This is a genomic window from Pseudomonas sp. SDO5215_S409 (genome assembly GCF_054071325.1).
The window spans coordinates 1-24,221 of sequence record NZ_JBSVWN010000008.1 but is presented as its reverse complement, the minus strand read 5'-3'; the positions used below and the strand labels follow the sequence as shown (position 1 = coordinate 24,221).

Annotated in this window: 22 protein-coding genes, 1 pseudogene and 2 riboswitches; of the genes and pseudogenes, 16 read left to right on the top strand and 7 right to left on the bottom strand. The window is 63.6% G+C overall.

The window, feature by feature from the left end; translation table 11 throughout:
• The first annotated feature begins 30 nt into the window (after nt 1-30).
• Both ACW9H9_RS06435 and nfuA read left to right on the top strand, forming a co-directional pair.
• The gene (locus tag ACW9H9_RS06435) at nt 31-2,322 is read left to right on the top strand and encodes a fatty acid cis/trans isomerase (RefSeq protein WP_457342321.1); all 2,292 of its coding nucleotides are present in this window, start codon (nt 31-33) and stop codon (nt 2,320-2,322) included.
• Between the two features lie 84 nt (nt 2,323-2,406).
• On the top strand, nt 2,407-2,991 hold the full coding sequence (gene nfuA / locus ACW9H9_RS06430; protein WP_065876144.1) for a Fe-S biogenesis protein NfuA: 585 nt from the start codon (nt 2,407-2,409) through the stop codon (nt 2,989-2,991).
• A gap of 60 nt (nt 2,992-3,051) precedes the next feature.
• Here the strand turns inward: nfuA and cobM are convergent, their stop codons facing one another.
• The 4 genes from cobM to ACW9H9_RS06410 all read right to left on the bottom strand — a co-directional run bounded on the left by cobM (nt 3,052) and on the right by ACW9H9_RS06410 (nt 5,166).
• Complete coding sequence (cobM, locus tag ACW9H9_RS06425; RefSeq protein ID WP_457342320.1) at nt 3,052-3,798, bottom strand: precorrin-4 C(11)-methyltransferase; 747 nt, start codon at nt 3,796-3,798, stop codon at nt 3,052-3,054.
• Nucleotides 3,799-3,878: 80 nt separating this feature from the next.
• Nucleotides 3,879-4,277, bottom strand: coding sequence for a cobalamin biosynthesis protein (locus ACW9H9_RS06420; RefSeq protein WP_457342319.1), 399 nt, complete (start codon nt 4,275-4,277; stop codon nt 3,879-3,881).
• The gene (locus ACW9H9_RS06415) at nt 4,274-4,966 is read right to left on the bottom strand and encodes a CbtA family protein (protein ID WP_457342318.1); all 693 of its coding nucleotides are present in this window, start codon (nt 4,964-4,966) and stop codon (nt 4,274-4,276) included. The genes ACW9H9_RS06420 and ACW9H9_RS06415 overlap by 4 nt, the downstream gene beginning before the upstream one ends.
• 11 nt (nt 4,967-4,977) lie before the next feature.
• Entirely contained in the window at nt 4,978-5,166 is a 189-nt protein-coding gene (locus ACW9H9_RS06410) for a CbtB domain-containing protein (RefSeq protein WP_457342317.1), read from the bottom strand.
• Between the two features lie 96 nt (nt 5,167-5,262).
• Nucleotides 5,263-5,465, bottom strand: a riboswitch (cobalamin riboswitch).
• A gap of 41 nt (nt 5,466-5,506) precedes the next feature.
• Nucleotides 5,507-5,707, top strand: a riboswitch (cobalamin riboswitch).
• Nucleotides 5,708-5,797: 90 nt separating this feature from the next.
• Between ACW9H9_RS06410 and cobW the strand changes: the two genes are divergently transcribed.
• Genes cobW through ACW9H9_RS06390 form a run of 4 tightly spaced genes read left to right on the top strand, consistent with a single transcriptional unit; the run spans nt 5,798 to nt 12,296 of the window.
• Nucleotides 5,798-6,865 (top strand): cobalamin biosynthesis protein CobW, encoded by a 1,068-nt coding sequence (gene cobW, locus ACW9H9_RS06405; RefSeq protein ID WP_457342316.1) that lies wholly within the window; start codon nt 5,798-5,800, stop codon nt 6,863-6,865.
• Nucleotides 6,866-6,868: 3 nt separating this feature from the next.
• Nucleotides 6,869-10,642 carry a cobaltochelatase subunit CobN gene (cobN, locus tag ACW9H9_RS06400; protein ID WP_457342315.1) on the top strand — a complete coding sequence of 1,258 codons (3,774 nt, stop codon included), beginning with the start codon at nt 6,869-6,871 and terminating at the stop codon, nt 10,640-10,642.
• Entirely contained in the window at nt 10,642-11,640 is a 999-nt protein-coding gene (locus ACW9H9_RS06395) for an ATP-binding protein (protein WP_457342314.1), read from the top strand. Before cobN ends, ACW9H9_RS06395 begins: the two co-directional genes overlap by 1 nt.
• Nucleotides 11,565-12,296, top strand: a complete 732-nt coding sequence (locus tag ACW9H9_RS06390) for a vWA domain-containing protein (RefSeq protein ID WP_457342313.1) — start codon at nt 11,565-11,567, stop codon at nt 12,294-12,296. Before ACW9H9_RS06395 ends, ACW9H9_RS06390 begins: the two co-directional genes overlap by 76 nt.
• A gap of 7 nt (nt 12,297-12,303) precedes the next feature.
• Here the strand turns inward: ACW9H9_RS06390 and ACW9H9_RS06385 are convergent, their stop codons facing one another.
• Nucleotides 12,304-13,254 (bottom strand): DUF1853 family protein, encoded by a 951-nt coding sequence (locus ACW9H9_RS06385; RefSeq protein WP_457342312.1) that lies wholly within the window; start codon nt 13,252-13,254, stop codon nt 12,304-12,306.
• Between the two features lie 112 nt (nt 13,255-13,366).
• Here ACW9H9_RS06385 and ACW9H9_RS06380 point away from each other — a divergent pair, with 112 nt between their 5' ends.
• The 9 genes from ACW9H9_RS06380 to ACW9H9_RS06340 all read left to right on the top strand — a co-directional run bounded on the left by ACW9H9_RS06380 (nt 13,367) and on the right by ACW9H9_RS06340 (nt 22,794).
• Nucleotides 13,367-14,257: an NAD(+) kinase gene (locus tag ACW9H9_RS06380; protein ID WP_339531302.1), complete on the top strand. Its 891-nt coding sequence runs from the start codon at nt 13,367-13,369 to the stop codon at nt 14,255-14,257.
• Entirely contained in the window at nt 14,254-15,222 is a 969-nt protein-coding gene (locus ACW9H9_RS06375; protein WP_457342435.1) for a metallophosphoesterase, read from the top strand. The genes ACW9H9_RS06380 and ACW9H9_RS06375 overlap by 4 nt, the downstream gene beginning before the upstream one ends.
• Nucleotides 15,223-15,248: 26 nt before the next feature.
• The gene (locus ACW9H9_RS06370) at nt 15,249-16,598 is read left to right on the top strand and encodes an AAA family ATPase (RefSeq protein ID WP_457342311.1); all 1,350 of its coding nucleotides are present in this window, start codon (nt 15,249-15,251) and stop codon (nt 16,596-16,598) included.
• On the top strand, nt 16,598-17,083 hold the full coding sequence (locus ACW9H9_RS06365; protein ID WP_457342310.1) for a hypothetical protein: 486 nt from the start codon (nt 16,598-16,600) through the stop codon (nt 17,081-17,083). Before ACW9H9_RS06370 ends, ACW9H9_RS06365 begins: the two co-directional genes overlap by 1 nt.
• On the top strand, nt 17,083-18,006 hold the full coding sequence (locus tag ACW9H9_RS06360) for a tetratricopeptide repeat protein (RefSeq protein WP_457342309.1): 924 nt from the start codon (nt 17,083-17,085) through the stop codon (nt 18,004-18,006). The genes ACW9H9_RS06365 and ACW9H9_RS06360 overlap by 1 nt, the downstream gene beginning before the upstream one ends.
• A gap of 78 nt (nt 18,007-18,084) precedes the next feature.
• Nucleotides 18,085-18,345 carry a YeaC family protein gene (locus ACW9H9_RS06355; RefSeq protein WP_016972751.1) on the top strand — a complete coding sequence of 87 codons (261 nt, stop codon included), beginning with the start codon at nt 18,085-18,087 and terminating at the stop codon, nt 18,343-18,345.
• The gene (locus ACW9H9_RS06350) at nt 18,342-19,172 is read left to right on the top strand and encodes a DUF2797 domain-containing protein (RefSeq protein ID WP_457342434.1); all 831 of its coding nucleotides are present in this window, start codon (nt 18,342-18,344) and stop codon (nt 19,170-19,172) included. Before ACW9H9_RS06355 ends, ACW9H9_RS06350 begins: the two co-directional genes overlap by 4 nt.
• 13 nt (nt 19,173-19,185) lie before the next feature.
• Entirely contained in the window at nt 19,186-21,843 is a 2,658-nt protein-coding gene (pepN, locus tag ACW9H9_RS06345; protein WP_457342308.1) for an aminopeptidase N, read from the top strand.
• A 330-nt stretch (nt 21,844-22,173) separates the two neighbouring features.
• Nucleotides 22,174-22,794, top strand: coding sequence for a LysE family translocator (locus ACW9H9_RS06340; RefSeq protein ID WP_457342307.1), 621 nt, complete (start codon nt 22,174-22,176; stop codon nt 22,792-22,794).
• A gap of 36 nt (nt 22,795-22,830) precedes the next feature.
• Here the strand turns inward: ACW9H9_RS06340 and ACW9H9_RS06335 are convergent.
• A pseudogene (locus tag ACW9H9_RS06335) lies at nt 22,831-23,031 on the bottom strand (transposase domain-containing protein); the annotation flags it as partial.
• Nucleotides 23,032-23,096: 65 nt separating this feature from the next.
• A complete protein-coding gene (locus ACW9H9_RS06330; protein WP_457342306.1) occupies nt 23,097-23,603 on the bottom strand; it encodes an AAA family ATPase in 507 nt (168 codons plus the stop codon).
• A gap of 210 nt (nt 23,604-23,813) precedes the next feature.
• On the opposite strand from ACW9H9_RS06330, the gene ACW9H9_RS06325 reads away from it, so the two are divergent.
• Nucleotides 23,814-24,221 (top strand): transposase (locus tag ACW9H9_RS06325; RefSeq protein WP_457342305.1); only part of this gene is annotated, 408 nt, incomplete at its 3' end.

Sequence of the window (24,221 nt, the reverse complement as noted above, 5' to 3'; positions counted from 1 at the left end):
ACTGGACGCACTGGATCGGGATCCGCACACATGTCACTTCGCCTAATTGCCAGCGCCGTCCTTGCGCTGATCGCCAGCACTGTGCAGGCACAAGGTCCCGCTCCGGCGATTTCTTACACCCGTGATATCCAGCCGATCTTTACCGAGAAGTGCGTGGCCTGCCACGCCTGCTATGACTCCGCCTGCCAGCTCAACCTGGGCAGTGCCGAAGGCGCCGCGCGTGGCGCGAGCAAAACCCCTGTGTACGACGGTGAACGCAGCACCGCCACAGCGCCGACCCGGCTGTTTTATGACGCCTTTGGCAAACGTGCCTGGCAGAACAAGGGCTTTTATTCGGTGCTGGACGCCCAGGGCAGCCAGGCTACGCTGATGACGCGCATGCTCGAATTGGGCCATAACGCGCCCCTGGCACCCAATGCCAAGCTGCCCGACGAAATCGCGCTGAGCCTGAACCGCGAAAACATGTGCCCGTTGCCCGGTGAGTTCGATGCGTATGCGGGCGCGCACCCCAAGGAAGGCATGCCGCTGGCGGTCACCGGCCTGACCGACCAGCAATACCAGACCCTGCAACGCTGGCTGGCCTCTGGCGCCCCCATTGACGAGCAAGGCCTGGCCCCCAGCGCCAAGGAAGCGTTGCAGGTGCAACAGTGGGAAACCCTGTTCAACCAGCCCGGCGCCCGTGAGAGCCTGGTGGCGCGCTGGTTATACGAGCACCTGTTCCTGGCGCACATCTATTTTGAGAACGGCGAACCGGGGCATTTCTTCCAGTGGGTGCGTTCACGCACGCCCAGCGGCCAGCCGATCGACTTGATCAACACCCGTCGCCCTAACGACGACCCCGGCACCCAGGTGTACTACCGCCTGTGGCCGGTGCAGGGTGTGATCGTGCACAAGACCCACATCACTTACCCCTTCAGTGCGGCAAAAATGGCGCGCATCAAGTCGCTGTTCTATGGCAACGACTGGCAAGTGAACGCCTTGCCGGGCTACGGGCCGGGCCGCCGGGCCAACCCGTTTGAAACCTTTGAAGCCATTCCGGCCAAGGCGCGCTACCAGTTCATGCTCGATAACGCCGAATACTTTGTGCGCACCTTTATCCGTGGGCCGGTGTGCCGTGGGCAAATTGCCACAGACGTGATCCGCGACAACTTCTGGGTGCTGTTCCAGGAGCCCGACCACGACCTGTACGTGACCGATGCCCGCTATCGCGGCCAGGCCACGCCATTGCTGGCCATGCCGGGGCAGAACGATGACGTGGGCAGCGTGCTCAGCCTATGGCTGGCTTACCGTGACAAGCGCAATGCCTACGAGGCGCTGCGCCGGGACAGCTATGCCGAACTGCCCGCGCCGAGTTGGTCCAGCCTGTGGGCCGGTAACGACAACGCGCTGCTCAGTATTTTCCGCCACTTCGACAGCGCCTCGGTGACCAAAGGCCTGATCGGGGACGTTCCGCAGACGATGTGGCTGTTCGACTACCCTCTGCTTGAGCGTACCTATTACCAGTTGGCGGTGAATTTCGACGTGTTCGGCAACGTGTCGCACCAGGCGCAGACGCGCTTGTATTTCGACCTGATCCGCAACGGCGCCGAGCTGAACTTTTTACGACTGATGCCGGCAAACACCCGTGAAGACTTCGTCGACGACTGGTATCAGAACAGTGGCAAAGTCAAATTGTGGCTGGACTACGAGTCCATTGACGACAGCACCCCCACGGGCCTGAAACTGAACGGGAAAGACCCCAAGCGCGACTTCGCCAACCAGTTGCTCACCCGCTACGGTGACCTGAACGCCAGCCCCGACCCGATCAACCGCTGCACTGGCGCCTATTGCTCACGCCCGGGTATCGACCCGGCCCTGCAGGACGCTGAGCAGGTCTTGAGCCGCCTCACATCACGCCCGGCAGCCGGGCTGAAGGTGATCGAGCAGCTGCCGGAAGCCACTCTGTTGCGCATCGAAACCCGCAGCGGCAAACGCGGGGTGTACAGCATGCTGCGCAACCGCGCCCACAGTAACGTGGCGTTTATGCTTGGCGAGGCGTACCGCTACCAGCCGGGCCTGGACACCTTGACCATCTACCCGGGTGTACTCAGCAGCTACCCCAACTTCATGTTCAACATCCCGGCCGAGCAAGTGCCGGAGTTCGTCGCGGCCATGGAAAACGCCAAGGACGCCAAGCGTTTCGAGAAGATCGTCGACCGCTGGGGCGTGCGGCGCAGCCACCCGCAGTTCTGGCAGTACTTTCATGGCCTGTCGCAGTACCTTCGTGAAACCACCCCGGTGGAAGAGGGCGTGCTGGATATGAATCGCTATGAAAACCTGTGAGGTTTATTTCCCGACAAAAACAGTAGGGCTTTGTGCCGCCTCGATGATTGGCGTAAACTCCCCGCAAGCCTGTGAGGAGTTTCCATGACCGCCATAACTATTACCGACGCCGCCCACGATTACCTGGCCGACCTGCTGTCCAAGCAGAACACCCCCGGTATCGGCATTCGCGTCTTTATCACCCAGCCTGGTACCCAGTACGCCGAGACGTGCATTGCCTACTGCAAGCCAGGGGAAGAAAAACCTGAAGACACCGCCCTGGGGCTCAAAAGCTTCACGGCTTACATCGACGCGTTCAGCGAAGCCTTTCTGGACGATGCCGTGGTGGACTACGCTACCGATCGCATGGGCGGCCAACTGACCATCAAGGCGCCGAATGCCAAGGTGCCGAACGTCAACGCCGACAGCCCGGTGAACGAGCGCATCAACTACTACCTGCAAACCGAGATCAACCCCGGTCTGGCCAGCCACGGTGGTCAGGTCAGCCTGATCGACGTGGTGGACGACGGCATCGCGGTGCTCAAGTTCGGCGGCGGTTGCCAGGGCTGTGGCCAGGCAGACGTGACCTTGCGTGAAGGCATCGAGCGCACCTTGCTTGAGCGGGTTCCCGAGCTCAAGGGTGTGCGTGACGTGACCGACCATACGCAGAAAGAAAACGCCTACTACTAAAGCGTTCGCTGCAAACCGAAAAACGGCGCCCCGTGAGCGCCGTTTTTTATTTCCCGGGATTCAGGGGCGGTAGAGGTGGGCGTGGCCTGCGCGGTACAGCGAGGATTCACTGAAACTGTCGCTGGCCAGCACGCGCCCCACGATAATCAGCGCCGTGCGCCGAAAGCCTTTGGCCGTCACTTTGTCGGCAATGTCGGCGAGTGTCCCCATCACCCAGTCCTGGTCGGGCCATGTAGCCCGGTGCACCACGGCAATCGGGCAATCGGCCCCGTAGTGTGGCAGCAGTTCGGCGACGATCTTGTCCAGATGGCTGACCCCCAAATGCACCGCCATGGTGGTGCCATGTTGCGCCAGGCTGGCAAACGCCTCGCCTGTAGGCATGCGGGTCTTGTCGGCATAGCGCGTCAAAATCACGCTTTGCGCGATGTCTGGCAGCGTCAGCTCGGTTTCCAGTAATGCCGCGCAGGCCGCCACCGCCGTTACCCCGGGGATGATCTGGAACGGAATGCCCAGCTCGCGCAAACAGCGGATCTGCTCACCGATCGCGCCGTACAGGCTCGGATCGCCGGAATGCACCCGCGCCACGTCCTGGCCCTTTTCGTGGGCGGCCTTGATCAGGTCGATGATCTGTTCCAGGTGCAGTGGCGCGCTGTTGACCACCTGTTGCGCCTGATGGCCATCCAGTACCGCTGCTGGCACCAGGGAGCCTGCATAGATAATCACCGGGCAGTTGTGGATCAGCCGCTGCCCTTTGACGGTGATCAATTCCGGATCACCGGGGCCTGCGCCGATGAAAAAAACAGTCATGGGTCCATTCCTGTAAAAAAGCGGGCGAGCAGGGCCTCAGATGAAGAGTGCTCATGTTGGGTGGGGCGATTATCAGGAATTCAGTCGGCGTACGCCAATGCAAAGGTGGCCTGGGCGGTTTTTTTGCGGGTGATTTGCAGGGAAGCGGGGCGCTGGGCCAATTGCTCGGCCAGCGCCAGGGCGGCACTTTCGGCGACACCGTGGCAGCCGGTGTGGGCAAAGGCCACGGCTGATTTATGGCTCAACCGGCCTTCGTAAGCGGCCAATTGTTCGGCGCTGAAGCAATGCAGCGGTAGCTTCAGCCGTTGCGCCAGGGCGAGCAGGCCGGGCTCGTGCTGTTTGAGGTCAATACTGGCCAGCGCGGTGATGGAAGGGCGGTCAACGCCACCCTCGGCGAGGGCGGTGTTGAACAGGTCAAGCAGGTGGTTGACGTCACAGCCGCGCTGGCAACCTACGCCCACCACCCGCACGCGGGTCATGCCGACTGCTGGCCCCGGCGGAACAGCCACGCGCTGATCAGGCCCAGTGCCAGCCAGAACGCGACGTTGGTCAGGTGCGAGGCAATCTTGAACTGCGCTTCGAGGGCTTCAGGCGCCAGCATCGAATGCACCTCCGGCTGTGGTGCGCCGATCACATGGGGCACCACCAGAATCGCCGCGCCCAGGGCCTTGAGCAGCACGTTGCGGCCAAACACGATCAACGCGATACCGGCAGCGGTAGAGGCCGCCGTGCCGACCCACCAGAGTTGCCGCTGGGCCAGATCGGCCGCGGCGGTGCCCGGCAATTCGGGCGGCAGGCCCAGGGTCGGCGCCAGTACGAAGGTGGCATACCCGGCCAGGCCCCAAAACAGGCCTTGGGCCGTGCGGGTAGGGGCACGCAGGGTGTAAAGCCCCGCCAGCATCAGCGCGAAGCCCACGGCCACCACCAGGTTGCCGCCGGTGGTGGACAGCACGCGTTGCCAGCCGTCTTCGGGCTCCCAGGCTTCGGCGTCATGGCTGTGCTCGGCAGTGCCCTCGGCGTGTTCGTGCGCCTGGGTGGCGGCGGGGGCGTTTTCAAAGGTTTCGGCCTGCAGAATCAGCGGGGCGACCCACAAGCTTTGCAGCAGGGTCAGCAGCAAGGCCGCCAGCAGGCCGGTGAAACCGGCGGTTTGAGCAATACGCTTGATCATGTCGGCAAGTCTCAGTGGCACGGGAACGCGGCGCTGTGGCGGGTATCGTGGGCGGCGTTGTGCACCGCTTCGATGTGCGAGAAACCGGCGAAGTACACCAGGCACGCGCCCAGGATCGACGCGCCGATGGCGGCGGTCAGGCGTTGGCTCAGGGTAGTGGTGCCGCTGGCGGCGTGCGAGGTGCTGGTGATGATCGACATGGCGCGTCCCTTCGGGGTGTCAGGGTGAAACGAGCGCATGAAAACCCCGCGAGCCGGGCACGCAGGGTTTGAACAGCGCCCGCCCACCGCGGGTTTGTTATCTGATTTTTTCGGGCCGGTCTCCGGGCTTGCGAGGGGCTTTGGGCCTAAAAAGCATCACCTTCCCATGCCGTTGGCACAGTGGCTCTGACGCTTCGCTCGCTTACCGTTGCGGGGGCAGCACCGGACTGGTCATGCAGGCATGACGCACCGGTTTCCCGTTTCACCCTGTGAAGGGCACCCGAAACAAGGTGTGTAGGAGAGCATGCCGGGTGACGGTAGTCAAATGGCCCGAGCCCCTGTAGCCTTGCACCTTCGAGGTTCTTCGGCCCAGGCCGGAGCTAAGACGGGAACGCGGTCCAAGCCGCGGCTGCCCCCGCAACTGTGAAGGGTTCATCTGACTGCCACGCCACTGCCTGATTCGGCGGGAAGGCGCAGCCAGCGCCGGTGTACGCATCGGCAAGCCCCAAGCCAGGAGACCTGCCTCGCAACCGATTTTTACTTCAACCGGGCGGGGTGATCCGGTGACGAACGCAGCCTCGCGTACCCGCGCCGGCCTGCCGTCCCGTATGCCCGCCCCATAGGGCATCCGATGAAAACACTGGCCAAACTCCCCGTCACCATCGTTACCGGCTTTCTCGGCTCGGGCAAAACCACCTTGCTGCGCCACATGCTGGACAACGCCCAGGGCCGCCGCATTGCTGTGATCGTCAACGAATTCGGCGAGTTGGGCATCGACGGTGAAATCCTCAAGCAATGCTCCATCGGCTGCACCGAAGAAGAGGCCAACGGCCGTGTGTATGAGCTGGCCAACGGCTGCCTGTGCTGCACCGTGCAGGAAGAATTCTTCCCGGTGATGCGCGAACTGGTGGCCCGTCGCGGCGACCTTGACCACATCCTCATCGAAACCTCGGGCCTGGCCCTGCCCAAACCTTTGGTGCAAGCGTTCCAGTGGCCGGAAATCCGCAGCGCCTGCACCGTGGATGCGGTGATCACCGTGGTCGACAGCCCGGCCGTGGCCGCTGGCACGTTCGCCGCGTTCCCGGACCAGGTAGACGCCCAGCGCAAACTCGACCCTAACCTGGACCACGAGTCGCCGCTGCACGAGTTGTTTGCCGACCAACTGGCCAGCGCCGACCTGGTGATCCTCAACAAGACCGACCTGATCAACCCCGACGACCTGGCCCGTGTGCGCCTGGAAGTCGCCGAAGAACTGCCGCCTGCGGTGAAAATCATCGAAGCCAGCAGCGGGCGCCTGCCGCTGGACGTGCTGATCGGTTTGGGCGCGGGCTCCGAAGAACACATCGACAACCGCCACAGCCATCACGACCACCACCACGACGGTGATGACGATCACGACCACGATCACGACGCCTTCGATTCGATCTCCATCGACCTGCCGCAAGCCGACGAAGCGCTGCTGCTCGACGCGCTGACCCAATTGGTGGTGCAACACGGCATCCTGCGCATCAAGGGTTTTGCCGCCATCCCGAACAAACCGATGCGCCTGCTGATCCAGGGCGTGGGCACCCGTTTCGACAAGCATTTTGACCGTGCCTGGGGCGCTGACGAAGCGCGCACCACGCGCCTGGTGCTGATCGGCCAGGAACTGGACGCGGCAGGCCTTGAAGCGCAATTGCGCGCTGCCCTAAGCGTTTAACCCATGCACCTGCTCAGGACTCAGCCCGGCGGTTTCGTCTCCGATGACAACATCGCTGACCTTGGGCAAACCCCCGCTGAGCTGGTGATCCTGTGCAGCGGGGATTCGAGCCTGGCGCTGCTGGCCGAAGCGGCGCAGCAATTGCCCGACGACTACCCCAGCCTGCGCCTGGCCAACCCGATGCAGGTGCAGAACCACGCCTCGGTCGACCTGTACGTGGATGAGGTGCTGCGCCACGCCAAGGTCATCCTGATCTCGCTGCACGGCGGCATCGCCTATTGGCGTTATGGCATCGAGCGGCTGGTGGAACTGGCGCAGCGCGGCGTGCAACTGATTCTGGTGCCCGGGGACGACCGTCCCGACCCGGAACTGAGCAAACTCAGTACGGTGGACGCGCCTGAGCGCGACCGGCTCTGGCACTTTTTGCGTCAGGGCGGCCTGGGCAATGCGCTGGATTTTTACCGCTGCCTGGCCAGCACTTACCTGGGCCGCGACTACGCCTGGCAAGCGCCGCAGACCCTGCCCCGCACGGCGATTTACCACCCGCGCAAGGCCTGCGCTGAACTCCAGCACTGGCAAGCCGACTGGCAGGCTGGCCTGCCGGTGGCAGCGGTGTTGTTCTACCGCTCGCACTTGCAGGCGGCCAACACCGGTTTTATCGATGTGTTCTGCCAGCGCCTCCAGGCGGCGGGCCTCAACCCGTTGCCCATCGCGCTGGCCAGTTTGAAAGAGCCCGGCTGCCTGACGGTGGTCGAGGACCTGCTGGACGCCGTTGAAGCCGCGGTGATTCTCAACACCACAGGCTTTGCGCAGTCCAGCCCCGAAGCGCCGCATTTGCGGCCGTTTCGCCGCAATATCCCGGTGATCCAGGCCATTTGCGCGCAAGACAACGAACCGGGCTGGCAAGCCAGCGAGCAGGGCCTGGGCCCGCGCGACCTGGCGATGCACATCGCGCTGCCGGAACTGGACGGGCGCATCATCAGCCGTCCCATCAGCTTCAAAGACCTGGCCTGGCGCAGCGAGCGCAGCCAGTCGGACGTGGTGTGCTACCGCGCCTCCAGCGAGCGTATGGACTTTGTCGCCGAACTGGCGCGGCGCTGGGTAGCACTGGCCCGGGTGCCGAACGCCGAAAAACGCGTCGCGTTGATCCTGGCCAACTACCCGACCCGCGATGGCCGCATCGGCAACGGCGTAGGCCTGGACACCCCGGCCGCCGCGCTGAATATCCTGCGGGCGTTGCAGGCCGAAGGTTATCCGCTGCCGGCGCAGCTGCCGGACAGCGGCACCGCGTTGATTCATCAATTGCTCGGCGGCGTCACCAACGACCTCGACAGCCTCGACCTGCGCCCCTGCCACCAAAGCCTGAGCCTGGACGACTACGAGGCGATGTTTTTGCGCCTGCCACAGGCCAATCGCCAGGCCGTGCTGGAACGTTGGGGCGCGCCGCAAAACGACCCGATGTTCCGCGACGGCCGCCTGATGATCGCGGGCCTGCGGTTTGGCCTGACCTTTGTCGGCATCCAGCCCGCCCGGGGTTACCAGGTGGACGCCAGCGCCGTCTACCACGACCCGGACCTGGTGCCGCCCCATGGCTATCTCGCGTTCTATTTCTGGTTGCGCCACACCTATGGCGCCCATGGCGTGATCCATGTGGGCAAGCACGGCAACCTGGAATGGCTGCCCGGCAAGGGCGTGGGCCTGTCGCAACACTGCTGGCCGGACGCGCTGCTGGGGCCGCTACCGAACATCTACCCGTTTATCGTCAACGACCCGGGCGAGGGCGCCCAGGCCAAGCGCCGCACCCAGGCGGTGATCATCGACCACCTGATGCCGCCGCTGACCCGCGCCGAAACGTACGGCCCGCTGCGCAACCTGGAACTGTTGGCCGACGAATATTACGAAGCCCAACTGCTCGACCCGCGCCGCGCCCGCGAGCTGCAAAAGGACATCCTCACCCTGGTGCGCGAAACCCGTATCGACCAGGAATTGATGCTGGACGCGAACCTGGACAGCGACGCCGACGCGGCCATCTGGTTGCCGCGCCTGGACACCTACCTGTGCGACCTCAAGGAGTCGCAGATCCGCGATGGCCTGCACATTTTTGGCGAGTCGCCCGACGGGCGCCTGCGCATCGACACCTTGCTGGCGTTGCTGCGCATTCCGCGTGGCGATGGCCGGGGCGCGCAATCGAGCCTGTTGCGGGTGCTGGCCACCGCGTTCGCGCTGGGCTTCGACCCGCTGGACTGTGCCCTGGCCGAACCCTGGACCGGGCCGCGCCCGGCGCTGCTGCAACAGGTTGACGCGCAGCAGTGGCGCACGGCGGGCGATACCCGCGAGCGCCTGGAGGTGTATGCCGCGCAACTGATCGAGCAGGCGCTGCAAGGCCCTGTCGCACAACTCGACGCGCCGGGCTGGGAAGACGTCAATGCTGTTATCGACAGCCTGCGCAGTGTGGTCGCGCCGCGCCTGGACGCCTGCGGGCCGGCGGAAATGCACGGGTTGCTGGAGGCACTCAGCGGGCGCTTTGTGCCCGCAGGCCCCAGCGGTGCGCCGAGCCGTGGGCGCCTGGATGTGCTGCCCACGGGCCGCAACTTTTTCTCGGTGGACGTGCGCAACCTGCCCACCACCACCGCGTGGCGCATCGGTTTCCAGTCGGCCAATTTGATTCTGGAGCGGCACCTGCAGGACCACGGCGACCACTTGCGCCAGTTGGGCCTGTCGGTGTGGGGCACCGCTACCATGCGCACCGGCGGGGATGACATCGCCCAGGCCATGGCGCTGATGGGCGTGAGGCCGGTGTGGGCCACGGGCAGTCAGCGGGTGGATGACTTCGAGATTTTGCCGCTGAGCCTGCTGGACCGCCCTCGCGTGGACGTCACGCTGCGGGTTTCGGGGTTTTTCCGCGATGCCTTCGCCAACCTCATCCGCCTGTTCGACGCCGCCGTGCAGGCCGTGGCGGCGCTCGACGAGCCCGATGATCAAAACCCGCTGGCGGCCAAAGTGCGTAGCGAGCGGCAGGCCCTGCGCCAGTCGGGCCTGGATGACGCCGCCGCAGCCAAGCAAGCGGGCTGGCGCATCTTTGGCGCCAAGCCGGGCGCCTATGGCGCGGGCGTGCAGGACGCCATCGACGGGCGCCTGTGGCAGAGCCGCGAGGACCTGGCCGAGGTGTACCTCAACTGGGGCGGCTACGCCTATGGCGCGAGCGACGAGGGCACCGCTGCCCGTGCACAGTTCGCCACGCGCTTGAGCCAGGTGCAGGCGGTGGTGCAGAACCAGGACAACCGCGAGCACGACGTGCTCGACTCCAATGACTACTACCAGTTCCAGGGCGGCATGCTGGCCGCCGTCGAAACCCTGAGCGGCGAAAAAGCCGCCAGTTACCACGGCGACCACAGCCAGCCCGACCTGCCGAAAATCCGCACCCTCAAGGAAGAGTTGAACCGAGTGATCCGGGCCCGGGCGGCCAACCCCAAGTGGATCGAAGGGGTCAATCGCCATGGCTATAAAGGTGCGTTCGAACTGGCCGCCACCGTGGACAACCTGTTCGCGTTCGACGCCACCACGGCGCTGATCGACGACCACCAATACGCGTTGCTGGCCGAGGCTTACCTGCTCGACCCGCACACCCGTGAATTTGTGCAGCAGCACAACCCGGCGGCCCTGCGCGACATGACCGAGCGCCTTCTGGAGGCCCAGCAGCGCGGCCTGTGGCAGGCGCCGGGCGCGTACCGCGAGGCACTGGAAAACCTGTTGCTGGATATAGAAGAAGACAGCTGATGACCGACCTCCCGCATTTCCCGCTGGCCGCCGTGGTGGGCGCCGATGCCCTCAAGCTGGCCCTGTGCCTGAGTGCCATCGACCCGAAGATCGGCGGTGTGCTCATCGAAGGCCCGCGCGGCATGGCCAAGTCCACCCTGGCCCGTGGCCTGGCGGACCTGTTGGCCAGCGGCCAGTTCGTCACGCTGCCGTTGGGCGCCACCGAGGAGCGCCTGGTGGGCACCCTGGACCTGGACGCTGCGCTGGGGGAGGGCCGTGCACAGTTTTCTCCCGGCGTACTGGCCAAGGCCGATGGCGGCGTGCTGTACGTGGACGAAGTGAATCTGTTGCCCGACCACCTGGTGGACCTGCTGCTGGACGTGGCCGCCAGCGGCACCAACCTGATCGAGCGTGACGGCATTTCCCATCGGCATGCGGCGCGTTTCATGCTGATCGGCACCATGAACCCGGAAGAGGGCGAGCTGCGCCCGCAACTGCTCGACCGGTTTGGTTTTAACGTGGCGTTGAGCGGGCATACCCTGCCCGGCGAGCGCGGGCAGATCATTCGTCGTCGGTTGGATTTTGACAGCGACCCGGTGGGTTTCTGTGCGCAATGGGCCGACGCGCAAGCAGCGCTGCAGGCGCGTTGCACCGCAGCCCGTGCGGCCCTGGCCAGCATCGCGCTGGACGATGACGCCCTGGCCCGCATCACCGAGCGCTGCTTTGCGGCGGGGGTCGATGGTTTGCGTGCCGACCTGGTGTGGCTGCGCGGCGCCCGTGCCCATGCGGCCTGGCGCGGCGCCAGCGCTATCGCCCTGGAAGACATCGACGCGGTGGCAGAATTTGCCTTGCGCCATCGTCGCCGGGAGTCGTCCCCGCCTGCGAGCCCGCCGGGGGGCGGTCAAGCCCCGCACAGCGCCGAGCCTTCAGTTGGCCAGGGCCAGTGGGGCGACTTGCCTGCACCGGCCTTGCCCACGGGCGCCCGCCGAGATGTGCCCACCTGGCCAAAAAAGCCCTAGGCATCCGCCCCCGGCCTGACGCGGGGGCGGATGCCCGGCCCACCTCGGGCCGACTGGACAAAGGCCGGCAAGGGCGCGCCCGCAGCGCCCGCGACGGCATGATCAACTGGCCGGGCACGCTGCTCGGCGGGCGGCCACAGCGGCGTGAAGACCTGCTGTATCAACTGCGCAGCCGCGCGCCCCATGAGCTGTGGCTGGTGATTGTCGATGCGTCGGCGTCCACCCGGCGTCACCAGGCGTTGAGCGATGCCAAGGGCGTGTTGGCGCAGCTGTTCGACGATGCCTACCGGCAACGGGCCCGACTGGCATTGCTGACCGCCAGCGGGCAAGCGCCCATGTGGCAGGTGCAGGGGTTGAAGGCGGCGACGCATTTGAGGGGCTGGCTCGACGGCCTCGGCGCAGGCGGCGGCACGCCGTTGCTCGCGGCCTTGGCTCAAGCAGGCGAATGGCTAAAAGCGCGGCGCAAGCGTTACCCCGCCGAGGAGCAACGCTTGCTGGTGATCACCGATGGTCGGCTCAAGGCGCTGACCGGGGTGGCGCCCCTTGAGTGCCCGGGCGTGCTGCTGGATATCGAGCGCGGGCCCATCCGGTTGGGGCGGGCTCAAGCACTGGCAGACGGGCTGGGGTTGGAATACCGGCATATCGACGGTGTGTAGGCGCCTGTCAGCCGGTGCCCGGCACATTGGGCCAAAGGTCGGCCACTAAAAACAGGCGTTCGGCTTCCTCCCATTCGCCGTCGGCGTTCTCGACCAGGCGCACCAGCAGTTGCGCCGGGGCCATCGGCGCCAATTGCGCGAGCCAGTCCTGCATGTGCGCGGCTTCCCAGACCTGCTCCGCCGGGTAATGCGCAGGCGCCAGCCAGGCGTGACGGGGCAAGGGCTGCCAGCGCCCGCCGGGGCGCTGGCGGACAAAGCGGGCCCAGTCGCGTTGATGCAGCCAGCGGCCCTGCAAGTGCTGTGCATGGGCGCCCGCCGGTGCCTGTGCTTCGCCGGGCCAGGGGTACAGCAAATACCCGCCCAGCCATAAATGCGCATCGAAGGAGCCGATATTCAGCGCTGCCAAGGCCTCGCGGCTTTCTGGCCGGGCGGAGATGGGCAACTGATGCTGGGCCAGGTGCGCCAGCTTGCGGTCCAGCCGGTCGTGGCAACCCGGGCCCAGCCATTGCGCGGCGTCCAGCCCGTTCCCGTCCTGGGGGCCCAAATACAGCTTGATCGCCAGTTCCAGGTGGTGCACGCCGTCGCGGTCGCGCAGCAGCATGTCCAGTTCCCCCAGCGTATGCCCGGCCTGGCGGATAGGCAGGTTGGCCGCCAGCAGCTCCACGCCCGGTGCGTGTTGCACGGCAAACTGCCACAACCGCTCGTAATACAGCCCCAGGCGACGCGTGCGGGCCTGGCTCAGCCAGTGCTGCAAGGCGCTGCTGTCCTGGTCCAGCTGCCACAGCCACTGTTCCAGGCGGTGCGGCGCGTGCACCCAGTCACTGCCGGCCAACGGGTGACGCTGGGGCCAGGGCGTTTGCGCCAGCATCGGCGGGGCGAGCACCACCCAGGCCAGGTCGCGCACTTCGGGGTGGCGCAACTGGCGGGGCAGGTTTTGCAGGTGAGGGAAGGGCGTCATGGTCCGAGCATAGCCTTTAAGCAGGGGGCCAGGGCGACAAAGGATTTTGTGTAACGCCGCCTTTCGCCCATAATCGTGCTTTTGGCCAGAACCCGAACCCCGCAGGAGCCCCATGGAGCAATTTCGCAATATCGGCATTATTGGCCGCCTGGGCAGCACGCAGGTCCTGGACACCGTCCGCCGGCTGAAAACGTTTCTGCTCGAGCGCCACCTGCATGTGATCCTCGAAGACACCATCGCCGAGATCCTCCCGGGCCACGGCCTGCAAACCTCGTCACGCAAGATGCTGGGCGAGGTGTGCGACATGGTGATTGTGGTGGGCGGCGACGGCAGCTTGCTGGGCGCCGCCCGGGCCCTGGCGCGGCACAACGTGCCGGTGCTGGGGATCAACCGGGGCAGCCTGGGGTTCCTCACCGACATCCGCCCCGACGAGCTGGAAGTGGAAGTGGCCAAGGTGCTCGACGGCCATTACCTGGTAGAGAACCGCTTTTTGCTGCAAGCCGAAGTGCGCCGCCATGGCGAGGCGATCGGCCAGGGCGACGCCCTCAACGACGTGGTGCTGCACCCCGGCAAGTCGACGCGCATGATCGAGTTCGAGCTGTACATCGACGGCCAGTTCGTGTGCAGCCAGAAGGCCGACGGCCTGATCGTGGCCACGCCCACCGGCTCCACCGCCTATGCGCTGTCGGCGGGCGGCCCGATCATGCACCCCAAGCTGGACGCCATTGTGATCGTGCCGATGTACCCCCATATGCTGTCCAGTCGCCCGATTGTGGTGGATGGCAACAGTGAGCTGAAAATCGTGGTGTCCAAAGACATGCAGATCTACCCGCAAGTCTCCTGCGACGGGCAGAACCATTTCACCTGCGCCCCCGGTGACACCATCACCGTGAGCAAAAAGGCGCAGAAGCTGCGGTTGATCCACCCGCTGGACCACAACTATTACGAAGTGTGCCGCACCAAGCTGGGCTGGGGCAGCCGCTTGGGGGGTGGAGGCGACTGATGCTCGATCCCGCGCGCAGCTACGACCTGATTGGCGACGTGCATGGTTGCGCCCATACGCTGGAGCACCTGCTCGACCGCATGGGCTACCACAAGCAAAGCGGTACGTGGCGTCATCCGTCGCGAATGGCGGTGTTCCTCGGCGATATCATCGACCGCGGCCCGCGTATTCGCGAAGCGCTGCACATCGTGCATGACATGACCGAAGCCGGGCAGGCGCTGTGCATCATGGGCAACCATGAGTTCAACGCGCTGGGCTGGACCACGCCCGCGCCGCCAGGCAGCGGCAAGCAGTTCGTGCGCGAGCACACCCCGCGCCATGCGCGGCTGATCCACGAAACCCTGACCCAGTTCGAGCACCACCCGGGTGACTGGCATGACTTCCTCGGCTGGTTCTACGACATGCCGCTGTTTGTCGACGCCGGGCGTTTTCGCGTGGTGCACGCCTGCTGGGACAACGGTTTCATCGAGCCCTTGCGCGGCACGTTCCCGGACGGCTGCATCGACCCGCACTTTGTGCAGGCCGCCGCCGTGCCGGGCAGTTTTGCCAGCAATGCGTTCGACCGCCTGCTGCGCGGCACCGACATGCGCCTGCCGGACGGCCTGACCCTGACCGGCGGCGACGGCCTGACCCGCTCGTTTTTCCGCACCAAGTTCTGGGAAGACGACCCCAAGACCTATGGCGACATCGTGTTCCAGCCTGATGCGCTGCCTGAGCCGGTGGCCCGCACGCCGCTGTCGGCCACGCAAAAAAACTCCCTGCTGCGCTATGGCATCGACGAGCCCCTGCTGTTCGTCGGCCATTACTGGCGCAGTGGCCAACCCGCGCCCATCCGCCCGAACCTGGCCTGCCTGGACTACAGCGCGGTGCTGTACGGCAAGCTGGTGGCTTACCGCCTGGACCAGGAAACCCGCCTGGACCCGAACAAGTTTGTGTGGGTGGATGTCGAGCGGCCGACGTATTGAAATGAGCCTGTTTTTGAGGAAGCACCATGGATGATTCGACGTTCGACCAGCTGGAGGCCGCGCTAAGGGCGGCCCCCGGTAACGTCGCACTGCTGACAATGTTGCTCGACGCCAGCCTTGAGCGCGGCGAGCACGCGCGCGGGCTTGACCTGGTGCCCGCCGACCTTGAGCAATGGGCCGACGCCCAGGCCCTCAAGCTGGCCGCCGCCCGGGTGTGCCTGGCAGGCGGTGACGCCGCACGCGCCTTGCAACTGGCCGACGGCAGCGACGCGGCGACGCGCCTGCTCAAGGCCCGTGCCCTGGCCGAACTGGACCAATTGAAAGAAGCCCAGGTGCACTACCGCGCCGCGGTGGAGGCCAACCCTGCGCTGGAAGACCTGGCGCTGTGGCGCCGCTTGAGCGTGTCGGTGGTGGATTTTCCCGGCGCCGAGGGCCGCCCGCGCCTGCGTGTGATCTCCAACGACGACACCGACAAGAGCGAAGTGGTGCGCCTGTTGGTGCCGGAAAAAGAAACCGTCACCTTTGCCGACATCGGCGGCCTGGATGAGCTGAAAAAGACCATCCACAAAAAGATCATCCTGCCGTACCAGAAGCCCGGCCTGTTCCAGCGCTTTCGCAAGAAAGTCGGCGGCGGCGTGCTGCTGTATGGCCCGCCGGGGTGCGGCAAGACCTTGCTGGCCCGCGCCACGGCGGGGGAGTGCAACGCGACGTTTTTCAACATCGCCATCTCCGATGTACTGGACATGTACATCGGCGAGTCCGAGCGCAAGCTGCATGCGCTGTTCGAGGAGGCACGGGCCAAGGCCCCGGCGGTGATGTTTTTTGACGAGGTTGAAGCGCTGGGCGGCAAGCGTTCCAACACCCGCGAGTCGACGTCCTCCAAGCTGGTCAGCCAATTTCTGTCGGAGATGGACGGCTTTACCAACGACAACGACGGCGTGCTGATCCTGGCGGCGACCAACGTGCCCTGGTCGGTAGACTCGGCCTTCCGTCGCCCCGGCCGGTTTGACCGCGTGCTGTTTGTGCCGCCGCCGGATCGTCCGGCCCGCGAAAGCATGCTGAAGATGATGATGAACGAGCGGCCCATGACGGCCGACATCGACTTCGCGTTCCTGGCCAAGAACACCTCGGGCTTCTCCGGGGCCGACCTCAGCGAGCTGGTGGAAACCGCCGCCGACGAGGCTATCCAGGACTCCATCGAGAACGGCGCCGAGCAACCTATCAGCGACCGTCATTTCAAGCAGGCGCTCAAAGAGGTCCGTGCGACCACCCTGGAGTGGCTGACCACGGCGCGCAATTACGCGCGCTACGCCAACGAAGGCAACCAGTACGACGAAGTGCTGGCGTTCCTCGACAAACACGGGAAGGGCCGCTGATGGCGCAATACGGTGGGTACCGCATCGAGGACGAACCGCGTCCGGGTGCGTGGGCAAAATTTGCAGTTTCGCCGTTTTGGCCGTTGCTGGGCCTGATGCTTGGCGGCGCCTGGCTGGGCCTGCCCTGGTTCATGTTCAACTCGATCGCCGTGGGCAGCCCGACACGCGTGCGGGAGTGGACACTGGCGGCGGTGGCGCTGGTGGGCAGCCTGGTGATCGGTTATGGACTGATCCAACTGGTGGGCTCAGGCGTCATCCAATCCCAGGCCCAGGTGCAATACGCGCTGTTGGTGCTGGTGGTGTGGAAGCTGAGCATCGGCTACCTGCTGTATATGCAGCAGAACGAAACCATCGAGATTTATCAGTACTACGGCGGTGAATTGAGCCGCTTTGGTTTGCCTCTGGCGCTGATTGGCGGGTTTGTGCTCAAGGGCGCGGTCGTCAAGTGGTTGCCTTACACCCTCTGGTATCTGGTGGTCAGCTGATGAATACCGAGTATTTGCTGCAACTGGCCTACCAGCGTCTGCAGGCCGACCATAACGACGGCGCGATCGACGCGCTGCGCCAATTGCTGGCCAGCGACCCTCATTCGGGCGAGGGCCATGCATTATTGGCGATCTGCCTGATGAACATGCGCCGCGTGCATGCCGCCAAGCGCGAGGTGCAATTGGCCCTGGCAGCGGACGCGCAGTTGCCGTTGTCGCATTACGCGGCGGCGCAGGTGGCCATTGCCCTGCGCAAGTTCGCGCTGGCCCAGGAACACCTGACCCAGCTGCTGGACATGGAGCCGCTCAACCCGGTCAACCATCGCTGCCTGGCCGACCTGTACCAGCTGACCGGGCGCCTGGAACAAAGCCGCGAGCCGCTGTTGAAAGCCCTGGAACTGGCGCCGGACAACGCCGCCAACCTGGTGGCCATGGCGCAGTTTCATCGCGCCAGCGGGCACTGGGACCAGGCCTACCAGTTTGCGCGCCAGGCCTTGCAGGCCGACCCGGGCAATGCGGGGGCGGTGGTGGTGCTTGGCCACTTGCTGCTGCGTGAAGGCGACACCAGCGGCGCCCGCGAACACGCGATCTGGGCCCTGCAAGAAAACGCCACCAACGCCTCGGCCCTGCACCTGCTCACGGCGGTCAAAGCCCGCAGCAGTGTGTTCCTGGGCGCCTGGTGGCGGTTCAACAACTGGCTGAACGAGCGCAGCGCCACCCGCGCGATCGTCCTGCTGCTGTTTATGTTCGTGGTCTACCGTGTGGTCGTCATCACCTTGACCACCCAGGGCTATGCGCAAACGGCGCAGATGGTGGATTACGCCTGGTTGGCCTTTGCCGCCTACACCTTTGCCGCGCCGCAGATCTTCCGGCGGTTGCTGGAAAAGGAAATGACGCAGGTCAAGTTGTCCAAGGAATTCTGACGAGCCGGCGTCATGCCCGGCATTGAGTTGTCATACTCGCATTCGCGTGATCCGCGAGATTTATCAGAGGTTGCCCCCATGTCATCGTTTGCAGAAATGATCGAAAACATCACCCCCGACATCTACGAGAGCCTCAAGCTGGCCGTGGAAATCGGCAAATGGTCCGATGGCCGCAAACTCACCGCCGAACAGCGCGAGCTGTCGTTGCAAGCGGTCATCGCCTGGGAGATCCAGAACCTGCCGGAAGACCAGCGCACCGGCTACATGGGCCCGCAGGAATGCGCGTCCAAATCGGCACCGGTGCCGAACATCCTGTTCAAGTCGGATGCCATCCATTGATCGAGATCGGCCGGGGTGCAGTCAGCAAAATGTCGGCGCAATTGGGTGAGCCGACCGTTCAATACGCCTTTCGCCTGGGCGACACCGAAGTGCCGGTCAACCCCTTGATCGGCACGCACGTGCGCCTGGAATACCTGGGCGCGATCCATTGCAGCCATTGCGGCCGCAAGACCAAGACCAGCTTCAGCCAGGGTTACTGCTACCCGTGCATGACCAAGCTGGCCCAGTGTGACCTGTGCATCATGAGCCCCGAGCGTTGCCACTTTGACGCGGGCACCTGCCGCGAGCCGGCCTGGGGTGAAAAATTCTGCATGACCGACCACGTGGTGTACCTGGCGAATTCGTCGGGCATCAAGGTCGGCATCACCCGCGCCACGCAGTTGCCCACGCGCTGGCTGGACCAGGGCGCGAGCCAGGCGCTGCCGATCATGCGTGTTGCCACGCGCCAGCAGTCCGGGTTTGTCGAGGATCTGTTCAGAAGCCAGGTGGCCGACAAGACCAACTGGCGCGCGCTGCTCAAGGGCGACGCCCAGGCGGTGGATTTGAAACAGGTGCGCGACGAACTGTTCGCCACCTGCGCCGAGGGGCTGACGGGCTTGCAGGCGCGTTTTGGCTTGCAGGCCATCCAGCCTGTGACGGATATCGAGCCTATCGACATCCGCTACCCGGTCCAGGCGTACCCCACCAAGATCGTCAGCTTCAACCTGGACAAAAACCCGATTGCCGAAGGCACGCTGCTGGGCATCAAGGGCCAGTACCTGATCTTCGACACCGGCGTTATCAATATTCGTAAATACACGGCTTACCAGCTGGCCGTGCATCAGTAGAAGGATCCCACGCATGCGCACCGAACAACCGAAGATGATTTACCTCAAGGACTATCAGGCGCCGGATTACCTGATCGAAGAAACGCACCTGACCTTCGAGTTGTTCGAGGACCACAGCCTGGTCCACGCGCAACTGGTGATGCGCCGCAACCCCGCGCGCGGCGCCGGTTTGCCGCCGTTGGTGCTGGACGGGCAGCAACTGGAACTGTTGAGCGTCAGCCTGAGCGACCAAGTACTGGGCGCCGCCGACTACCAGTTGACCGACAGCCACCTGACCCTGCACCCCACCGGTGACACCTTCACGGTCGACACCAGCGTGCGCATCCACCCCGAAACCAACACCGCGCTGGAGGGCCTGTACAAGTCCAGCGGCATGTTCTGCACCCAGTGCGAGGCCGAAGGCTTTCGCAAGATCACCTATTACCTCGACCGCCCGGACGTGATGAGCACCTTCACCACCACCGTGATCGCCGAGCAGCACAAGTACCCGGTATTGCTCTCCAACGGCAACCCGGTGGGCTCGGGCCCCGGCGAAGACGGCCGGCACTGGGCGACCTGGGAAGACCCGTTCAAGAAACCCGCCTACCTGTTCGCCCTGGTGGCCGGTGACTTGTGGTGCGTCGAAGACACCTTCACCACGATGAGCGAGCGCTCGGTGGCGCTGCGTATTTATGTCGAGCCAGAAAACATCGACAAGTGCCAGCACGCCATGAACAGCCTGAAAAAGTCCATGCGCTGGGACGAAGAAGCCTATGGCCGCGAGTACGACCTGGACATCTTCATGATCGTGGCGGTCAACGACTTCAACATGGGCGCCATGGAAAACAAGGGCCTGAACATCTTCAACTCCAGCGCCGTGCTGGCCCGCGCCGAAACCGCCACCGACGCCGCGCACCAGCGGGTCGAGGCCATCGTGGCCCACGAGTACTTCCACAACTGGTCGGGCAACCGCGTGACCTGCCGCGACTGGTTCCAGCTGTCGCTCAAGGAAGGCTTCACGGTGTTTCGCGACTCGGGCTTCTCGGCCGACATGAACTCGGCCACGGTCAAGCGGATCCAGGACGTGGCCTACCTGCGTACCCACCAATTCGCTGAAGACGCCGGCCCCATGGCCCACGCGGTACGCCCGGACAGCTTTATCGAGATCTCCAACTTCTACACCCTCACCGTGTACGAAAAGGGCTCGGAAGTGGTCGGCATGATCCACACCTTGCTCGGCGCCGAAGGCTTTCGTAAAGGCAGCGACCTGTACTTCGAACGCCACGACGGCCAGGCCGTGACCTGCGACGACTTCATCAAGGCCATGGAAGACGCCAACGGCGCCGACCTCAGCCAGTTCAAGCGCTGGTACAGCCAGGCGGGCACGCCACGGTTGGCGGTGAGCGAGTCGTTTGATGCCGCCGCGAACACCTACAGCCTGACGTTCCGCCAGAGCTGCCCGCAAACACCAGACAAAGCCGAAAAACGCCCGTTCGTGATCCCGGTGGCGCTGGGCCTGCTGGACGCCCAGGGCAACGGCATCGCCTTGCGCCTGGCCGGTGAAGCAGCAGCGGGCGCTACTTCCCGCGTCATTTCGGTGACCGAGGCCGAGCAGACCTTTACCTTTGAAGGCATCGCACAACAACCGCTGCCCTCGCTGCTGCGCGGCTTCTCGGCGCCAGTGAAGCTGAGCTTTCCCTACAACCGCGACCAGTTGATGTTCCTGATGCAGCACGACAGCGACGGGTTCAACCGCTGGGATGCCGGCCAGCAATTGTCGGTGCAAGTGCTGCAAGAATTGATCGGTCAGCACCAGCGGGGCGAAACCCTGGTATTGGATCAGCGCCTGGTCACCGCGCTAGGCAGCGTGTTGAGCGATGAGCGCCTGGACCCGGCGATGGTCGCCGAAATGCTCTCGCTGCCCAGCGAAGCCTACCTCACGGAAATCAGCGAAGTGGCGGATGTGGACGCCATCCACGCCGCCCGCGAATTCGCGCGCAAGCAATTGGCCGACCACCTGCATGAAGCCCTGTGGCTGCGTTACCAGGCCAACCGTGACCTGTCGCAGCGCACCCCGTACGTGGCCGAAGCGGAACACTTCGCCCGTCGCGCCCTGCAAAACATCGCGCTGTCGTACCTGATGCTCAGCGGCAAACCTGAAGTGCTGGCCGCGACGCTCGCGCAATTCGACACCTGCGACAACATGACCGAACGGTTGACGGCGCTGGCGGTGTTGGTGAATTCGCCGTTCGAAGAAGACAAGGCCAAAGCCTTGGCGGTGTTCGCCGAAAACTTCAAGGACAACCCGCTGGTGATGGACCAGTGGTTCAGCGTACAGGCGGGCAGCGTATTGCCCGGCGGCCTGGCGCGGGTCAAGGCGTTGATGCAACACCCGGCGTTCAACATCAAAAACCCGAACAAGGTCCGCGCAGTGGTAGGCGCGTTTGCCGGGCAGAACCTGATCAACTTCCACGCGGCGGACGGTTCGGGCTACCGCTTCTTGGCGGACCTGGTGATCGAGTTGAACGCGTTCAACCCACAGATCGCCTCGCGTCAACTGGCGCCGCTGACCCGCTGGCGTAAATACGACAGCGCCCGGCAGGCGCTGATGAAGGGCGAACTGGAGCGCATCCGCGCGTCGGGTGAACTGTCCAGCGACGTGTTTGAAGTGGTCAGCAAAAGCCTGGCCTGACGCGGCCCGTCGCGGGCAAGTCCACTCGAAAGGGGAGGTGGCTGGCCTGCGATGGTGTTTGTTTATGGGGGTAACTGCACCCCAGTCGCTTCGCGCCAAAAACGGCTAGAAAATCGGACCTGCCCGACGATAGCGCTACACGTCGGGGGCCGCACAGGCTGTGCTCAATCCAAACTGAACGCGACAAAAACCCAGGGTTCTCACGAACGCTGGGGCTTTTCTTTGGGCGGTAGACCGGCCCGCGTTGCGGGGGAGCCGTAAGCGTCCCGCCAAGTCGCGGATCTTAAGCTCAAGCTCTACCATCAACCGCAGAAAGGTTTGGAGATGTATATGGATCTTACGACGCTAGCGTTATTCTTACCCGCGTGTTTAGCGCTGAATATGGCGCCTGGCCCCAACAATTTACTGTCTATTAGCAATGCAACCCGGTACGGGCTTCGCATCTCCTGCATTGCAGGCGCTGGTCGCTTGCTAGCCTTCGCGATCATGATTGCACTCGCTTCGGCGGGTCTGGCTGTCGTACTGCAAACCTCTGAACTGGTCTTCTATGGCATCAAAATAGTCGGTGCTGCGTACCTGTTTTACTTGGCATATCAGCTATGGCGTGCTGCCCCGCAGCAAGACGTTGAGTCAGAAGGCGCCCGGGTCGGGCTCTGGGAGCTTGCAAGGCAGGAGTTCTTCGTTGCCGCAGGTAATCCCAAAGCCATTCTGATTTTTACCGCTTTTCTACCGCAATTTGTTGATCCGGCTGCGGATATCGGCTCCCAGTTCACTGTGCTTGGAATGCTATTCCTCGGGCTAGAATGGATTGCCATCGGAGTTTACGCATATATCGGATTACACATGCGCCGCTGGCTCGCCCAGCCTAGAGGTAAGAAGATTTTTAATCGCTGTTGCGCGGGCTTGTTGTCCGCAGCTGCTTCCATGCTGTTGATGGCACGTAAAGTTTGATCCGACTGCGAGGATCCAGTTGCGTTATCTCTCGCCTTAAGCCGGAGCCCACCACTGGGGGAGGAATTCCGTTATGCGGTTAGCCCCCAACGTCGGCAGGCGCGTGAATACATCCTTGAGATAGGCATACGGATCATGCCCATTCATGCGCGCCGATTGGATCAGGCTCATGATTGCAGCCGCCCTCTTGCCACTGCGCAGCGATCCGGCAAACAGCCAGTTCGAGCGGCCAAGCGCTCATAGCCGTATCTGGTTTGTAAGCGTCCCGCAATCACAACTTGCCGCATCGCACTTAGCGCACCCTACACAACGGTCAGTAGGCGTTCAGCGAGCATTGATACGGCTTGAGCTGGTAAAGTCACAGCTGTGTCTATCGTAAACGGTGCTTCAGCCCACGCTTCATATTCGTGATCCAACACAGATTGCCAAGTTGGTGGAGTCAGCCCGGGAATATCGCCCAATCTCGTTTCTACACGTCGCTGATGTTCATTTTTATCCGAACAAATCACTTCAACATTCATCAATCTAACGCCAGCCCTTGAGGCGATTTCGCTCCAGGCCATTCGGCTTTCGATCACTGGATTTACACAGTCAACGACGACGTTGCGCCCTAGATCAAGATTACTCAGTGCAAGCTCATTAGCGACCATGTAACCGCTGCGCCCTACGCCTTGGGCAAGTACACCAGAGTTTCGTATCGCCTGCTCAATAGTATCGATCCGCAGGTAGAACGCGCCCACCGTATCGACCAGCCCTTTGGCAATAGTGGTTTTTCCGGTTCCTGGAAGGCCGCTAAATATGATAAGCATCATCTGTCCTTCGTCGTGAGTTAACTCAATACTGGTCTTGGCCAGTTATGCGGTAATAGTTGCCCAATCTCACTCGCCCGCTGGATCGTGTCCCTGGAAGTGGTGTAACTGAACCAACCGAAGGCGCCCTTTGGGCGAAAGAGGTTGGTCATCATGGTTCTTGGCTAACGTTGAGTTTACGAAGACCAAACACTCACCAGAGAAACCACGATGACCAAGCCCACTATCGCATTGACCGAGTTGGTTGAGAAAGGGGCAGACGCTGATCTGCTCAAGCAGATGATTCAGTTCGTTGCCCAGCGCATGATGGAGTTCGATGTCGAAAGCCTTTGCGGCGCGGGGTTCGATGTCAAAAGCCCTGACCGAGTAAACAGCCGTAACGGCTACCGTGATCGTCTCTGGCAAACTCGCGCCGGCGACGTAGATCTGAAGATCCCCAAGCTGCGCCAGGGCAGCTACTTTCCCGGTTTCCTCGAGCCGCGACGCACCGCCGAGAAGGCCATGGCCGCTGTCATCCAGGAGGCCTATATCCAAGGCGTCTCGACGCGTTCGGTGGACGAATTGGTCAAGGCCATGGGTATGTCCGGTATTTCGAAAAGTCAGGTTTCCCGACTGGCT

Bases quoted from the DNA above. Each gene is read 5' to 3' on its own strand.
- ACW9H9_RS06370 (WP_457342311.1), top strand. From the start codon at position 15,249: ATGGATGATTCGACGTTCGACCAGCTGGAGGCCGCGCTAAGGGCGGCC.
- ACW9H9_RS06355 (WP_016972751.1), top strand. From the start codon at position 18,085: ATGTCATCGTTTGCAGAAATGATCGAAAACATCACCCCCGACATCTAC.
- ACW9H9_RS06380 (WP_339531302.1), top strand. From the start codon at position 13,367: ATGGAGCAATTTCGCAATATCGGCATTATTGGCCGCCTGGGCAGCACG.
- ACW9H9_RS06420 (WP_457342319.1), bottom strand. From the start codon at position 4,277: ATGACCCGCGTGCGGGTGGTGGGCGTAGGTTGCCAGCGCGGCTGTGAC.
- ACW9H9_RS06330 (WP_457342306.1), bottom strand. From the start codon at position 23,603: ATGCTTATCATATTTAGCGGCCTTCCAGGAACCGGAAAAACCACTATT.
- cobW (WP_457342316.1), top strand. From the start codon at position 5,798: ATGAAAACACTGGCCAAACTCCCCGTCACCATCGTTACCGGCTTTCTC.
- ACW9H9_RS06385 (WP_457342312.1), bottom strand. From the start codon at position 13,254: ATGACGCCCTTCCCTCACCTGCAAAACCTGCCCCGCCAGTTGCGCCAC.
- nfuA (WP_065876144.1), top strand. From the start codon at position 2,407: ATGACCGCCATAACTATTACCGACGCCGCCCACGATTACCTGGCCGAC.
- ACW9H9_RS06395 (WP_457342314.1), top strand. From the start codon at position 10,642: ATGACCGACCTCCCGCATTTCCCGCTGGCCGCCGTGGTGGGCGCCGAT.
- pepN (WP_457342308.1), top strand. From the start codon at position 19,186: ATGCGCACCGAACAACCGAAGATGATTTACCTCAAGGACTATCAGGCG.
- ACW9H9_RS06365 (WP_457342310.1), top strand. From the start codon at position 16,598: ATGGCGCAATACGGTGGGTACCGCATCGAGGACGAACCGCGTCCGGGT.
- ACW9H9_RS06360 (WP_457342309.1), top strand. From the start codon at position 17,083: ATGAATACCGAGTATTTGCTGCAACTGGCCTACCAGCGTCTGCAGGCC.
- ACW9H9_RS06340 (WP_457342307.1), top strand. From the start codon at position 22,174: ATGGATCTTACGACGCTAGCGTTATTCTTACCCGCGTGTTTAGCGCTG.
- cobN (WP_457342315.1), top strand. From the start codon at position 6,869: ATGCACCTGCTCAGGACTCAGCCCGGCGGTTTCGTCTCCGATGACAAC.
- cobM (WP_457342320.1), bottom strand. From the start codon at position 3,798: ATGACTGTTTTTTTCATCGGCGCAGGCCCCGGTGATCCGGAATTGATC.
- ACW9H9_RS06410 (WP_457342317.1), bottom strand. From the start codon at position 5,166: ATGTCGATCATCACCAGCACCTCGCACGCCGCCAGCGGCACCACTACC.
- ACW9H9_RS06435 (WP_457342321.1), top strand. From the start codon at position 31: ATGTCACTTCGCCTAATTGCCAGCGCCGTCCTTGCGCTGATCGCCAGC.
- ACW9H9_RS06415 (WP_457342318.1), bottom strand. From the start codon at position 4,966: ATGATCAAGCGTATTGCTCAAACCGCCGGTTTCACCGGCCTGCTGGCG.